Source organism: Pseudomonas sp. Z2-11 (genome assembly GCF_054161305.1).
Map to the genome: position 1 here is coordinate 1,080,815 of NZ_CP096395.1, position 14,509 is coordinate 1,095,323.

A 14,509-nucleotide genomic window follows, 5' to 3' on the forward strand; every position below is an offset into this window, starting at 1 on the left:
AACGAGTGTCCCTGATCGCTTCTGACCACTTCCGCATCGTTGTCGGCCTCGGCAAGAGCGGCATGTCCCTGGTTCGCTTCCTGGCGAACCGGGGTGTGTCGTTTGCCGTCGCCGATACGCGGGAAAATCCGCCTGAGCTGGCCACGCTGCGTCGTGACTATCCCCAGGTGGATGTGCGTTGTGGCGAGCTGGACGTCGAGTTCCTGTGCCGCGCCGACGAGCTCTACGTGAGCCCTGGCCTGGCCCTGGCGACCCCGGCCCTGCAGGCTGCCGCCGCCCGTGGCGTGAAATTGTCCGGCGATATCGAGCTGTTCGCGCGCAACGCCAAGGCGCCGATTATCGCCATCAGCGGTTCCAATGCGAAAAGCACCGTCACCACGCTGGTCGGTGAAATGGCCGCGGCCGCCGGCAAGCGTGTCGCCGTGGGCGGCAACCTCGGCACCCCGGCGCTGGATCTGCTCAGCGACGAGGTCGAGCTGTACGTCATGGAGCTGTCGAGCTTCCAGCTCGAGACCACCGATCACCTTGGCGCTGAAGTGGCCACTGTGCTGAACATCAGCGAAGACCACATGGACCGCTACAGCGGCCTGCCGGCCTATCACCTGGCCAAGCACCGGATTTTCCGTGGTGCCCGGCAAGTGGTGTTCAACCGCCAGGATGCCTTGACGCGTCCGCTGATGAGCGAAGGGCTGCCGTGCTGGACTTTCGGCCTCGGCGCTCCAGATTTCAAAGGCTTCGGTTTGCGCGAAGAGAACGGCGAGAAATATCTGGCCTTCGAATTCCAGAACCTGATGCCGGTGCGCGAACTGAAGATTCGCGGCGCCCATAACCAGGCCAATGCCTTGGCCGCGCTCGCCCTCGGGCATGCCGTCGGGCTGCCGTTTGACGCCATGCTTTCGGCGCTGCGCAGCTTTGCCGGGCTCGAGCACCGCTGCCAGTGGGTGCGCGACCTGGATGGCGTGGCCTGGTACAACGATTCCAAGGCCACCAATGTTGGCGCCGCCCTGGCTGCCATCGAAGGCCTCGGCGCGGACATCCAGGGCAAGCTCGTGCTGATCGCCGGTGGCGATGGCAAGGGTGCCGATTTTAAAGACCTTCGCGATCCGGTGGCGGTCAACTGTCGTGCCGTGGTGCTGATGGGCCGCGATCGCGAACTGATCGCCCAAGCCCTCGGCGATGCCGTGCCGCAGGTTCGCGTCGCTTCGCTGGACGAAGCCGTGCAGCAATGCCGTGCCCTCGCGCAACCGGGCGATGCCGTGCTGTTGTCGCCGGCCTGCGCCAGTTTCGACATGTTCAAGAATTACGAAGAGCGCGGGCAACTGTTCGCCCGGGCTGCGGAGGACTTGGCATGAGCCTGATGAACATCATCAAGCCGTACCCGTCGCCGCTGATTACCGGTCGCGGTATCGACCTGGACTTCCCGATGCTCGCCGGCTGCCTGGCGCTGCTCGGCCTGGGCCTGGTGATGATCACTTCCGCCTCGTCGGAAGTGGCCGCCGTGCAATCGGGCAACACCCTCTACCACATGATCCGCCACCTGATTTACCTGGTGATCGGCCTGGGCGCGTGCATTGTCACCATGATGGTGCCGATCGCCACCTGGCAACGCCTGGGCTGGCTGATGCTGCTCGGTGCCTTCGGCCTGTTGGTGATGGTGCTGGTGCCGGGCATCGGCCGCGAGGTCAACGGCTCCATGCGCTGGATCGGCTTCAGCTTCTTCAACGTGCAGCCTTCGGAAATCGCCAAGGTCTTTGTGGTGATCTACCTCGCCGGGTACCTGGTGCGTCGCCAGAAAGAAGTGCGCGAGAGCTGGATGGGCTTCTTCAAGCCGTTCATCGTGCTGCTGCCGATGGCCGGCCTGCTGCTGATGGAGCCGGACTTCGGCGCGACGGTGGTGATGATGGGCGCGGCGGCGGCAATGCTGTTCCTCGGCGGTGTCGGGCTGTTCCGCTTTACCCTGATGGTAGCGCTGGCGTTCGCGGCAGTGACCGTCCTGGTGCAGGCCCAGCCGTACCGGATGGCGCGCCTGATCACCTTTACCGATCCGTGGGCCGACCAGTTCGGTTCCGGCTACCAGTTGACCCAGGCATTGATCGCCTTCGGTCGCGGCGAGTGGCTGGGCGTGGGCCTGGGCAACAGCGTGCAAAAGCAGTTCTACCTGCCGGAAGCCCACACCGACTTCGTGTTCTCGGTTCTCGCCGAGGAGCTAGGGGTAGTGGGATCCCTGTGCACCGTCGCGCTGTTCGTCTTCGTTTGTGTGCGCGGCATGTACATCGGCTTGTGGGCCGAGAAGGCCAAGCAGTTCTTTGCCGCGTACGTGGCGTACGGCCTGTCGTTCCTGTGGATCGGCCAGTTCCTGATCAACATCGGGGTGAACGTCGGTCTGCTGCCGACCAAGGGCCTGACGCTGCCGTTCCTCAGTTATGGCGGCAGCTCCCTGGTGATCTGCTGTGCCTGCCTCGGCTTGTTGCTGCGCATCGAGTGGGAAAGTCGAACCCACCTGGGCAGTGAAGAAATGGAATTCCATGAAAGCGACTTCGCCGAGGAGCCGACTCATGGGCGCTAACGTGCTGATCATGGCGGGCGGAACCGGCGGGCATGTATTCCCGGCGCTGGCCTGTGCCCGGGAGTTCCAGGCGCGCGGCTACACCGTGCACTGGCTCGGCACGCCGCGTGGCATCGAGAATGAACTGGTACCCGCCGCCGGCCTCGAGCTGCATCGGATCAACGCCAGTGGCCTGCGGGGCAAAGGCAAGCTGTCGCTGCTCAAGGCTCCGCTGATGCTGCTCAAGTCGATCTGGCAGGCGCGGGCGGTCATCCGTCGGCTGCGGCCGGTGTGTGTCGTCGGCTTCGGCGGTTATGTGACCGGTCCTGGCGGCGTCGCGGCAAAACTGGCCGGTGTGCCGGTGATCGTTCATGAGCAGAACGCGGTCGCTGGTACCGCCAATCGGTTACTGGTGCCGTTGGCCGCTCGAGTGTGTGAAGCCTTCCCCGACACCTTTACCCTGTCGGGCAGCCGTCGCACCACCGGTAACCCGGTGCGCACGGAGCTGTTCCTCGATACACCGCGCCCGGCCCTGGCCGGACGCAAGGCGCGTTTGCTGATCCTCGGCGGAAGCCTCGGAGCGGAACCGTTGAACAAACTGCTGCCCGAAGCCTTGTCCCAGGTCGCCCCCGAATTGCGCCCGGAAGTGTTTCACCAGGCTGGCAAAAACCACGATGAAGTGACCGCCGAGCGCTATCGCGCCGTTGGCGTCGAGGCGCAAGTGCAGCCTTTCATCAAAGACATGGCCCAAGCCTATGGCTGGGCCGACCTGGTGGTCTGCCGCGCAGGCGCGCTGACCGTCAGTGAACTGGCTGCCGCCGGTCTGCCCTCGATGCTGGTGCCTTTGCCCCACGCCATCGACGATCACCAGACCCGCAACGCCGATTATTTGGCCCGCGAAGGCGCTGCCTTCCTGATGCCACAAAGAACGACTGGCGCCGCGGATCTAGCCGCGCGCCTGACAGAGGTCTTGATGCAGCCGCAAACACTCGAAGACATGGCCCGCGCCGCACGCCGCCTGGCCAAACCCGATGCCACGGCCCAAGTGGTCGATACCTGCCTGGAGGTGGCCCATGGTTGAGAATCGCAAAGCCATGCCGCAGCCGGAAATGCGCCGCATCCGCCGCATCCACTTCGTCGGGATCGGCGGCGTGGGCATGTGCGGGATCGCCGAGGTGTTGCTGAACCTGGGTTACCAGGTCTCGGGTTCCGACCTGAAGGCTTCGCCGGTCACCGAGCGCCTGGAATCCTTCGGTGCACAGATTTTCATCGGCCATCGTGCCGAGAACGCCGCCAACGCCGATGTGCTGGTGGTCTCCAGCGCCGTGAACACTTCCAACCCGGAAGTCGCCACCGCCCTGGAACGTCGCATTCCCGTGGTGCCGCGCGCCGAGATGCTCGCCGAGCTGATGCGCTATCGCCACGGCATCGCCGTCGCCGGTACTCACGGCAAGACCACCACCACCAGCCTGATCGCCTCGGTGTTCGCTGCCGGTGGCCTGGACCCGACGTTCGTGATCGGTGGGCGCCTGAATGCCGCGGGCACCAATGCCCAACTGGGCACCAGCCGCTACCTGATCGCCGAAGCCGACGAGAGCGATGCAAGTTTCCTGCACCTGCAACCGCTGGTAGCCGTGGTCACCAACATCGACGCCGACCACATGGCGACCTACGACGGTGACTTCAACAAACTGAAGAAAACCTTCGTCGAGTTCCTCCACAACCTGCCGTTCTACGGCCTGGCGGTGGTGTGCCTGGACGATCCGGTGGTGCGCGAAATCCTCCCGCTGATCAAGCGTCCGACCGTGACCTACGGCTTTGGCGAAGACGCCGACGTGCGCGCGATCAACGTGCGCCAGCAGGGCATGCAGACGTTCTTCACCGTGCTGCGTCCTGATCGCGAGCCGTTGGACGTGTCGGTGAACATGCCCGGCAACCACAACGTGCTCAACTCGCTGGCGACCATCTGCATCGCCACCGACGAAGGCGTCAGCGATGAAGCCATCGTCCAGGGCCTGTCCGGGTTCCAGGGCGTGGGTCGACGCTTCCAGGTCTACGGCGAGCTGCCGGTGGACGGCGGCAACGTGATGCTGGTGGACGACTACGGCCATCACCCGACCGAAGTCGCGGCGGTGATCAAGGCCGTGCGCGGTGGCTGGCCGGAGCGCCGGCTGGTGATGGTCTACCAGCCGCACCGCTACAGCCGCACCCGCGACCTGTACGACGATTTCGTCCAGGTGCTGGCCGACGCCAACGTGCTGCTGTTGATGGAAGTCTACCCGGCCGGCGAAGAGCCGATCCCGGGCGCCGACAGCCGCCAGCTGTGCCACAGCATCCGCCAGCGCGGCCAGTTGGACCCGATCTACATCGACCGCGGCGTGGACCTCGCGCCGCTGGTCAAGCCGCTGCTGCGCGCCGGCGACATCCTGCTCTGCCAGGGCGCCGGTGATATCGGTGGCCTGGCCCCGAAACTGTTGAAAAGTCCGTTATTCGCCGGAGCCACCGTGGCCTCCAGCGAGGGGAAACTGAAATGACTGCTGCCTACGCCAACCTGGTCTCGACCCTTGATCCGAAAGCCTTCGGCCGCGTGGCCGTGCTGTTCGGTGGCAAGAGCGCCGAGCGCGAGGTCTCTCTCAAGTCCGGCAACGCCGTGCTGCAAGCCCTGCAAAGCGCCGGCGTCGACGCATTCGGCATCGACGTGGGCGACGACTTCCTGCAGCGCCTGCTGAGCGAAAAGATCGATCGCGCCTTCATCATTCTTCATGGCCGTGGCGGCGAAGACGGCAGCATGCAGGGCTTGCTCGAATGCCTGGGCATTCCCTACACCGGCAGTGGCATCCTGGCTTCCGCCCTGGCGATGGACAAGTTGCGCACCAAACAGGTCTGGCACAGCCTCGGCATCCCGACGCCGCGTCACGCCGTGCTGGCGTCCGAGGCCGATTGTATTTCGGCGGCGACGGAACTGGGCTTCCCTTTGATCGTCAAACCGGCCCATGAAGGTTCAAGTATCGGCATGGCGAAAGTGAATTCGCTGCCTGAGTTGACCGCAGCCTGGAAGGACGCCAGTTCCTACGATTCGCAAGTGTTGGTCGAGCAATGGATCACCGGTCCCGAGTTCACCATCGCCACCCTGCGTGACCAGGTGTTGCCCCCGATTGCGCTGGGCACGCCCCACACGTTCTACGACTACGACGCCAAGTACATCGCCAATGACACCCAGTACCGCATTCCCTGCGGGCTGGACGCTGCCAAGGAAAAACAATTGATGGACCTCACGGCCAAGGCCTGTGAGGCGCTGGGTATCGCCGGTTGGGCGCGGGCGGACGTGATGCAGGACGCCGATGGGCAGTTCTGGTTCCTGGAAGTCAACACCGCGCCCGGCATGACCGACCACAGCCTGGTTCCGATGGCGGCTCGTGCTGCCGGCCTGGATTTCCAGCAACTGGTGCTGTCGATCCTGGCCGCCAGTGTCGGCAACCAAGAGTCCAGGGGTTAAGCCATGCAAGGCGCATCGCTTCGTCATCAGCCATCCGCACCCGGTCGCAAGCCGGTGCCGCGGGGTGCCAGCCGAATGGTGGCCAAAGAGCCGATGTCGGCGCGCTTGCCGAAAGCCAATTTCGGCTTTCTCAAGAGCCTGTTCTGGCCGGTGATGCTGGTGGTATTGGGGTTCGGCACGTATGAAGGCGCGCAGCGGCTGCTGCCTTATGCCGATCGGCCGATCGCCCGGATCAACGTCCAGGGTGACCTGAGCTACATCAGCCAGCAGGCGGTGCAGCAGCGGATCGCTCCGTTCGTCGCGTCGAGCTTCTTCACCATCGACCTGGCGGGCATGCGCACCGAGCTGGAGCAGATGCCCTGGATCGCCCACGCCGAAGTGCGGCGGGTATGGCCGGACCAGGTGTCGATTCGTCTGGAAGAGCAGTTGCCGGTGGCCCGTTGGGGCGACGAGTCGCTGTTGAACAACCAGGGCCAGGCGTTTACGCCACGGGAACTGGCCAATTATGAACATTTGCCGCAACTGTTCGGTCCACAGCGGGCCCAGCAGCAAGTGATGCAGCAATACCAGGTGTTGAGTCAGATGTTGCGGCCACTGGGCTTCTCCATCGCGCGCCTGGAATTGCGTGAGCGCGGCAGCTGGTTCCTGACCACTGGCGCGGGCAGCTCGGGGCCGGGCATCGAGCTGTTGCTCGGGCGCGGCAACCTGGTGGAAAAGATGCGCCGCTTCATTGCCATCTATGACAAGACGCTCAAAGAACAGATTACGAACATTGCGCGCATCGATCTGCGCTACGCCAACGGCCTCGCTGTTGGCTGGCGGGAACCTGTAGCGCCGACGACGGCCGAACCCGCCGTCGCGAAGAATTAAGAAGAGGCAGGACCCATGGCAAACGTGCAAAGCGGAAAAATGATCGTCGGTCTGGATATCGGCACTTCCAAGGTGGTAGCGCTGGTAGGCGAGGTCGCGGACGACGGCACGCTGGTCATCGTCGGGATCGGTACACACCCGTCCCGTGGCTTGAAGAAAGGCGTGGTGGTGAACATCGAGTCCACCGTCCAATCGATCCAGCGCGCCATCGAAGAAGCGCAGCTGATGGCCGGTTGCCGGATCCACTCGGCGTTCGTCGGTGTCGCGGGCAATCACATCCGCAGCCTGAACTCCCACGGCATCGTGGCGATTCGGGACCGTGAAGTCAGCTCCGCCGACCTTGAGCGCGTACTCGACGCGGCCCAGGCCGTGGCGATTCCGGCCGACCAGCGGGTGCTGCACACCCTGCCGCAGGATTACGTGATCGATAACCAGGAAGGCGTACGCGAGCCCCTGGGTATGTCCGGGGTACGCCTGGAAGCCAAGGTCCACGTGGTCACCTGCGCCGTGAACGCCGCGCAGAACATCGAGAAGTGCGTGCGTCGCTGCGGCCTGGAAATCGACGACATCATCCTCGAGCAACTGGCTTCGGCCTACTCGGTGCTGACCGACGACGAGAAAGAACTCGGCGTGTGCCTGGTCGATATCGGCGGCGGCACCACCGACATCGCGATCTTCACCGAAGGCGCCATCCGCCACACGGCAGTGATCCCGATTGCCGGCGACCAGGTGACCAACGACATCGCCATGGCGCTGCGCACCCCGACCCAGTACGCCGAGGAAATCAAGATCCGTTACGCCTGCGCCCTGGCCAAGCTGGCCGGTGCCGGTGAAACCATCAAGGTGCCGAGCGTCGGCGACCGTCCGCCGCGCGAATTGTCGCGCCAGGCCCTGGCCGAAGTGGTCGAGCCGCGCTACGACGAACTGTTCACGCTGATCCAGGCCGAACTGCGCCGCAGCGGCTACGAAGACCTGATCCCGGCCGGCATCGTGCTGACCGGCGGTACGTCGAAGATGGAGGGCGCGGTCGAGCTGGCCGAAGAGATTTTCCACATGCCGGTGCGCCTGGGCGTGCCCCATGGCGTCAAGGGCCTGGATGACGTGGTGCGCAACCCGATCTATTCGACTGGCGTGGGCCTGTTGATGTACGGCCTGCAAAAGCAATCCGACGGGATCTCGTTCTCGGGCATCGGCAGCCGTGACAGCTACAGCAGCGAAGAGCCCAAGGCACCGCTGTTCGAGCGGCTCCAGGCTTGGGTGAAGGGCAATTTCTAAACGATTTCAGATTCAGGCGTCGGGTTTCAGGCCCGGCGTTGCAAGACGGCAACAAACGCAGTAGGCGAAAAAACTAGAGAATGAAAGGAGAGGGAAAATGTTCGAACTCGTAGACAACATCCCCGCCAGCCCGGTTATCAAGGTAATCGGTGTCGGCGGTGGCGGCGGCAACGCTGTCAACCACATGGTCAAGAGCAACATCGAAGGCGTTGAGTTCATCTGCGCCAACACCGATGCTCAGGCGCTGAAAAACATCGGCGCGCGGACCATCCTGCAACTCGGTACCGGCGTGACCAAGGGCCTGGGTGCCGGCGCGAATCCCGAGGTTGGCCGTCAGGCTGCCCTGGAAGATCGCGAGCGCATCGCTGAAGTCCTGGCTGGCACCAACATGGTGTTCATCACCACTGGCATGGGCGGCGGTACCGGTACCGGTGCAGCGCCGATCATTGCCGAAGTGGCCAAGGAAATGGGCATCCTCACCGTTGCTGTGGTGACCCGTCCGTTCCCGTTCGAAGGCCGCAAGCGCATGCAGATCGCCGATGAAGGCATCCGCGCGCTGAGCGAAAGCGTCGACTCGTTGATCACCATCCCCAACGAGAAGCTGCTGACCATCCTCGGTAAGGACGCCAGCCTGCTGTCGGCTTTCGCCAAGGCCGATGACGTACTGGCCGGTGCCGTTCGCGGTATCTCCGACATCATCAAGCGTCCGGGCATGATCAACGTCGACTTTGCCGACGTACGCACCGTGATGTCCGAAATGGGCATGGCGATGATGGGCACCGGCTGCGCCAGCGGTCCGAACCGTGCACGCGAAGCCACCGAAGCGGCCATCCGCAACCCGCTGCTCGAAGATGTGAACCTGCAGGGCGCCCGCGGCATCCTGGTAAACATCACCGCCGGTCCGGACTTGTCCCTGGGCGAGTACTCCGACGTGGGTAGCATCATCGAGGCGTTCGCTTCCGACCACGCAATGGTCAAGGTCGGCACCGTTATCGATCCGGACATGCGTGACGAACTGCACGTGACCGTGGTTGCCACTGGCCTGGGCGCGAAAATCGAGAAACCGATGAAGGTGATCGACAACACCGTGCAGACCGCCATGGCTTCGCAGCCACAGCAGCAAGCTGCCGCTCGTCAGGAAGCTCCCGCGGTGAACTACCGTGACCTGGACCGTCCGACCGTCATGCGCAACCAGGCCCAGGCCGGTGCTGCGACTGCCGCGAAGATGAATCCGCAAGACGATCTGGATTACCTGGACATCCCGGCATTCCTGCGTCGTCAGGCCGATTGATGGAATGTATCAGGGGTATACGGGTGATTGGTGTTCAGCAAAGGTCTGGTCTGCTATCATCGCCAGCCTTTGTTGATACCAGTTCGCAATTTGCGCTGAAGCGGCCCATGCCATGATTAAACAACGCACCCTGAAGAATATTATCCGTGCCACAGGTGTCGGCCTGCACTCCGGCGAGAAGGTCTATCTGACCCTCAAGCCCGCGCCTGTCGACACCGGCATTGTGTTTTGTCGTGCCGACCTCGACCCTGTGGTGCAGATTCCTGCTCGCGCGGAAAACGTTGGTGAAACCACTATGTCGACCACGCTGGTCAACGGTGACACCAAAGTGGACACGGTGGAGCATTTGCTCTCGGCCATGGCTGGCCTGGGCATCGATAACGCCTACGTCGAGCTCTCCGCGTCCGAAGTCCCGATCATGGATGGCAGCGCCGGACCTTTCGTATTCCTGATTCAATCGGCTGGCCTGGAAGAGCAGGACGCGGCCAAGAAGTTCATCCGCATCCTGCGGGAAGTGACAGTGGAAGACGGCGACAAGCGCGCCACTTTTGTCCCTTTCGAAGGTTTCAAGGTGAGCTTCGAGATCGATTTCGATCACCCGGTTTTTCGTGACCGCACCCAGAGTGCAAGCGTGGATTTTTCCAGCACTTCGTTCGTTAAAGAAGTCAGCCGCGCGCGTACCTTTGGTTTCATGAGTGATATCGAGTACCTGCGCAAGCACAACCTCGCACTCGGTGGCAGTGTGGAAAACGCGATCGTGGTCGATTCCGATGGCGTGTTGAACGAAGACGGCCTTCGTTATGAAGACGAATTCGTCAAACACAAGATCCTCGATGCAATCGGCGACCTCTACCTGCTGGGCAACAGCCTGATTGGTGAGTTCAAGGGCTTCAAGTCCGGCCACGCACTGAACAACCAGCTGCTGCGCAAGTTGATTGAGCAGAAAGACGCTTGGGAAGTCGTGACGTTCGAAGACGCCAGCACCGCACCAATCTCTTACATGCGCCCTGTAGCGGCCGTGTAAGCAAAAAACCTCTCTAGTTTTTTAAGGGCTGCCTTCGGGTGGCCTTTTTTTATGGCTGGGTTTTATGTCGGCTGCGAAAGGCTTTTGTGGCGAGGGAGCTTGCTCCCGCTGGACTGCGAAGCAGTCCTCAACCTGGTCTGCGGTGGATCAGGCGAGCGAGTCGCTATCTCTCTGGGGCCGCTTCGCGGCCCAGCGGGAGCAAGCTCCCTCGCCACAAAAGCAGGAGCAAGGCTTACATCGCACAAACAACTCGATTACGCCCGCTGGCCTTGGCCTGGTAGAGCGCCTTGTCGGCGGCGAGCAGCAACGCCTCAAGTTCGTTGTAAGGCCCGTTCGCCCACGTAGCGATGCCGATGCTGACGGTCATGGGGGCGTCGCCGGGCAGTTGCTCAACGGCTTCGCGAATGTTTTGCGCCATGGTGAACGCTCCTGCGGTCGTCGTCTCCGGCAGCACCACCGAGAACTCTTCACCGCCATAACGCGCCGCCAGGTCGGCCGGTCGGCGCACGTACCCGCCGATCAGTTGCGCCAGGGTTCGTAACGCCTCGTCACCGCGTTGGTGGCCCAGGCGATCATTGAGCGCCTTGAAGTGGTCGGCATCGATCATCAGGATCGACAACGGTTGACCGGAGCGCTGGGCGCGCAGCCACTCCAGTTGCAGCGTCTGGTCCAGCGTCCGGCGGTTGGCCAGGCCTGTCAGCGGGTCGACGGATGCCAGCAGGGCCAGTTCCCGTTCAGCGGTGTGCCGGCGTCTCAATTCCCGACGCAGCAGCCAGGTGAGCCAGAGCAAGCTGAAGCACAGCGCGCCCGTGGCGCCACTGACCAGCAGCGCCGTGCGTTGCCATGACGCGAAAACCTCTTGGGAAGAGAGCGCGACCACGACGATCAGCGGCAGATTACCTACCTGGGAAAAGGTGTACAGCCGCTGCTTCTGATCCACGCTGGACACGCTGGTAAAACTGCCATCGCCTTCGCGCAGGATCCGCACGAAGTTCGGTCGGCTGCTGAAATCCTTGCCGATCATGTCTTCGGCCAGAGGCGGCTCCTGAGCCAACAGGATCCCGTCGCGGCTGACCAGGTTGACCGTGCCGCCATGGCCGATGTTCAAGCTCTTGAAGAGCTGGCTGAAGTAGCCCAGGCGCATTGCAGCCTCGGCCACGCCCATGAACTCGCCCCGGTCGTCGTTCAAGCGGTAGCTGAAGCTGATACGCCAATCATGCGGGCTGCTCCGGGCCCGGAACGGACGGCTGATCTTCATGCCCGGGCCCGGATCCTGCAGATGGGACTGGAAGTATTCCCGATCGGCGTAATTGCCCTTGCGCGGTTCGACCGAAGCGGAATCGGCGACCACGTCGCCGCGCTTGTCGAGCAGCAATATGTCGCCTTTGTAAGGGGCTGCGGTGGCGCGGTCGAACAGGGCGAGGTGGCGGATCGTTGGCGAAACGTCCTGGAGGTCCTGGCGTTTCGCTGCGGCAATCAGGCCTTGCAGCGAAAGATCGTAGAGTTCGACATTGCGCAGTACGTCGGCGTCGATCAACTGCACAATGTTGCTCGCCGCGCGCGTCGCTGCCTGCTGCGCGCTGGCGTGTTCACGGATCAGCAGGAACGTCACGATAGCTACGATGGCGATGACAACCAGCGAGCTGGCCAAAACGAGTACCCGCTCCGAACGTATCGAAAGCGGAATGTTGCCGGGTGTTGCACTGCTCGCGCTCATGATTCCGATCTGCATTGTCATGTGGCTGGGATCCTTCCCATAGGCTGCTCATCTTTAACAGCGGATGACTGGCATCAGACAATGCTGGCCTTTTGCAAGATTGTGCTTGTGACACTGGAATTGAGCAATCCACATCGTGGCTTATTGCATGGAAATCGAGGTTGGATGGACTGCCGCTTTCGCGAGCAGGCTCGCTCCTACAGTGTTGTCTTGGGTGGGCGTATGCCACAGGAATTTCGTGGGGGCGGGCTTGCTCCTCAGGCCGGCAAGCGGATCCCGAAGGTGTTGGCACCACGGTCGCTGCGCACGAATACATCGCCGCCGTGCATGAGCGCAATCGCCTTGACGATGGCCAGGCCCAAGCCGTGGTTGGCGCCGCTGTTGCTGCGGGAGACGTCGACCCGGTAGAAGCGCTCGAACAGGCGCGGCAGGTGTTCGCCGGCGATAGGCTCGCCGGGATTGGTGACGCCCAGGATGACCTGGTCGCCGGTGGCTTCGATGTCCACGTCGATCACCTGGCCGGGCGCGGTGTGCTGGACGGCGTTGCTGAGCAGATTGATCAAGGCCCGGCGCAGGTGGGCGATCTCGATACTGGCCTGGGCATCGCCGCTGACGCGAACCTGGACCTGGGCGTCTTCCAGGATGAAGTCCAGATAATCGAGGGTGGTTGCCACCTCATCGGCCAGGGACGTCGTGGTCAGCTTGGTGGCCTTGCTACCCTGGTCGGCGCTGGCCAGGAACAACATGTCGTTGATGATCGAGCGCAGTCGCTCCAGCTCTTCGAGGTTCGATTGCAGCACTTCGAAGTAATGCTCTGCCGAGCGCCCGCGGGTCAACGCCACCTGCGTCTGGCCGATCAGGTTGGTCAGCGGCGAGCGCAGTTCATGGGCAACGTCGGCATTGAATGACTCCAGCCTTGAATACGCCTGCTCGACCCGGTCCAGGGTTGCGTTGAAGGAACTGACGAACTGGTTGAGTTCCGGTGGCAGCGGTGACAATTGCAAGCGCCCGGTGAGCCGGGGCGGGGCCAGGCGCCGGGCTTCGTCCGACAACTTGATGAGTGGCTTGAGACCGATGCGCGCCACCCAGTAGCCCAGCAACGAGGCCAGCAGCACGCCGACGATCGCCAGGCTCACCAGCGCGACCAGCAAACGATGCTGGGTCTGGTAGAAGGTCTCGGTGTCGATACCGATCATGAACCGTAGCGGCGGTCGCTGGTCCTTGGCCGGGAACTGGCTCACCAGCACTTTCATCGGGTAATGCTGCGTCGCCAGCTTCAGGTCACGTTTGCCCAATGGACCTGCGGCGAAGGCACGGATCTGTGCATCGGGGTTACCGTATTCAAAGCGCGGGTCATCGCTGACGATCCAGAAGTGGATGCGTTTATCCTCCTCGCCGAGCAAGCGCAGCTTGTTGTTGATCTTGACCCAGTGCTCCGGCGTGCCATAGCGGCCGACGGTGGACTCCAGCACGCTGTAGCGGGCATCGAGCTCCGCCTCTGGCAACAGGCCGAGACCTTTTTCGACCTGCTGGTACAAGCCGCCGCCAATCAGCAGGAACACCAGCGCCGCCACCAGCGTGAACATGCCGCTCAGGCGCAGGGCGATGCTGTTACTCACCGCGGTTCTCCAACACATAACCCATCCCTCGGATGGTATGCAGAAGCTTGTGCTCGAAAGGCCCGTCGAGCTTGGCCCGCAGGCGTTTGATCGCCACTTCGACGACGTTGGCGTCGCTGTCGAAATTGATGTCCCAGACCATTTCGGCAATCGCGGTTTTCGAAAGGATCTCGCCTTGGCGGCGAGCCAGCACGCTGAGCAGCGAAAACTCCTTGGCGGTCAGGTCCAGGCGCTGCCCGGCGCGGCTGGCCTTGCGGCTGATCAGGTCGATCCACAGGTCGGCGATGCTCACTTGTACTGGTTCATGGCCGCTGCTGCGGCGGGTCAGGGCTTGCAGGCGGGCCACCAGTTCCAGGAACGAAAACGGCTTGCCCAGATAATCATCGGCGCCATCGCGCAGGCCCTTGATGCGATCTTCGACCCGTTCGCGGGCGGTGAGCATGATGACCGGCGTCTGCTTGCGGGCGCGCAGGGCCCGCAGCACGCCAAAGCCGTCGAGGCCCGGCAGCATGACGTCGAGCACGATCACCGCATAGTCACTTTCCAGGGCCAGGTGCAGCCCTTCGACGCCGTCCCGCGCCACATCCACGATGTAACCCTGTTCGGTCAGGCCGCGGTGCAGATAGTCGGCGGTTTTTTCTTCGTCTTCGATGATCAGAACGCGCATGGCCC

The 14,509-nt window shown here is 62.9% G+C and carries 12 protein-coding genes; 9 read left to right on the forward strand and 3 right to left on the reverse strand.

The window, feature by feature from the left end; all coding sequences use genetic code 11:
* The first annotated feature begins 5 nt into the window (after positions 1-5).
* The 9 genes from murD to lpxC all read left to right on the forward strand — a co-directional run bounded on the left by murD (position 6) and on the right by lpxC (position 10,501).
* The gene (gene murD, locus M1E16_RS04710; RefSeq protein WP_458129315.1) at positions 6-1,352 is read left to right on the forward strand and encodes a UDP-N-acetylmuramoyl-L-alanine--D-glutamate ligase; all 1,347 of its coding nucleotides are present in this window, start codon (positions 6-8) and stop codon (positions 1,350-1,352) included.
* A complete protein-coding gene (gene ftsW / locus M1E16_RS04715; RefSeq protein ID WP_370870999.1) occupies positions 1,349-2,566 on the forward strand; it encodes a putative lipid II flippase FtsW in 1,218 nt (405 codons plus the stop codon). Before murD ends, ftsW begins: the two co-directional genes overlap by 4 nt.
* Positions 2,556-3,626: an undecaprenyldiphospho-muramoylpentapeptide beta-N-acetylglucosaminyltransferase gene (murG, locus tag M1E16_RS04720; protein WP_434625947.1), complete on the forward strand. Its 1,071-nt coding sequence runs from the start codon at positions 2,556-2,558 to the stop codon at positions 3,624-3,626. Before ftsW ends, murG begins: the two co-directional genes overlap by 11 nt.
* Complete coding sequence (gene murC / locus M1E16_RS04725; protein ID WP_305496639.1) at positions 3,619-5,079, forward strand: UDP-N-acetylmuramate--L-alanine ligase; 1,461 nt, start codon at positions 3,619-3,621, stop codon at positions 5,077-5,079. The genes murG and murC overlap by 8 nt, the downstream gene beginning before the upstream one ends.
* A complete protein-coding gene (locus M1E16_RS04730; RefSeq protein ID WP_305496638.1) occupies positions 5,076-6,041 on the forward strand; it encodes a D-alanine--D-alanine ligase in 966 nt (321 codons plus the stop codon). Before murC ends, M1E16_RS04730 begins: the two co-directional genes overlap by 4 nt.
* A gap of 3 nt (positions 6,042-6,044) precedes the next feature.
* Positions 6,045-6,911 (forward strand): cell division protein FtsQ/DivIB, encoded by an 867-nt coding sequence (locus M1E16_RS04735; RefSeq protein WP_434569734.1) that lies wholly within the window; start codon positions 6,045-6,047, stop codon positions 6,909-6,911.
* Between the two features lie 15 nt (positions 6,912-6,926).
* On the forward strand, positions 6,927-8,186 hold the full coding sequence (gene ftsA, locus M1E16_RS04740; protein ID WP_058542749.1) for a cell division protein FtsA: 1,260 nt from the start codon (positions 6,927-6,929) through the stop codon (positions 8,184-8,186).
* 97 nt (positions 8,187-8,283) lie between these two features.
* Positions 8,284-9,477: a cell division protein FtsZ gene (gene ftsZ / locus M1E16_RS04745; protein ID WP_305496634.1), complete on the forward strand. Its 1,194-nt coding sequence runs from the start codon at positions 8,284-8,286 to the stop codon at positions 9,475-9,477.
* Positions 9,478-9,589: 112 nt separating this feature from the next.
* A complete protein-coding gene (lpxC, locus tag M1E16_RS04750) occupies positions 9,590-10,501 on the forward strand; it encodes a UDP-3-O-acyl-N-acetylglucosamine deacetylase (protein ID WP_030139673.1) in 912 nt (303 codons plus the stop codon).
* 232 nt (positions 10,502-10,733) lie between these two features.
* On the opposite strand, the gene M1E16_RS04755 is transcribed toward lpxC, so the two are convergent.
* From M1E16_RS04755 to M1E16_RS04765, 3 genes are all read right to left on the reverse strand, one after another.
* On the reverse strand, positions 10,734-12,218 hold the full coding sequence (locus M1E16_RS04755; protein ID WP_434698046.1) for a sensor domain-containing diguanylate cyclase: 1,485 nt from the start codon (positions 12,216-12,218) through the stop codon (positions 10,734-10,736).
* Positions 12,219-12,475: 257 nt separating this feature from the next.
* Positions 12,476-13,855, reverse strand: coding sequence for a heavy metal sensor histidine kinase (locus M1E16_RS04760; RefSeq protein WP_434699552.1), 1,380 nt, complete (start codon positions 13,853-13,855; stop codon positions 12,476-12,478).
* Positions 13,830-14,504 (reverse strand): heavy metal response regulator transcription factor, encoded by a 675-nt coding sequence (locus M1E16_RS04765; RefSeq protein ID WP_434625940.1) that lies wholly within the window; start codon positions 14,502-14,504, stop codon positions 13,830-13,832. Before M1E16_RS04765 ends, M1E16_RS04760 begins: the two co-directional genes overlap by 26 nt.
* Positions 14,505-14,509 lie beyond the last annotated feature (5 nt).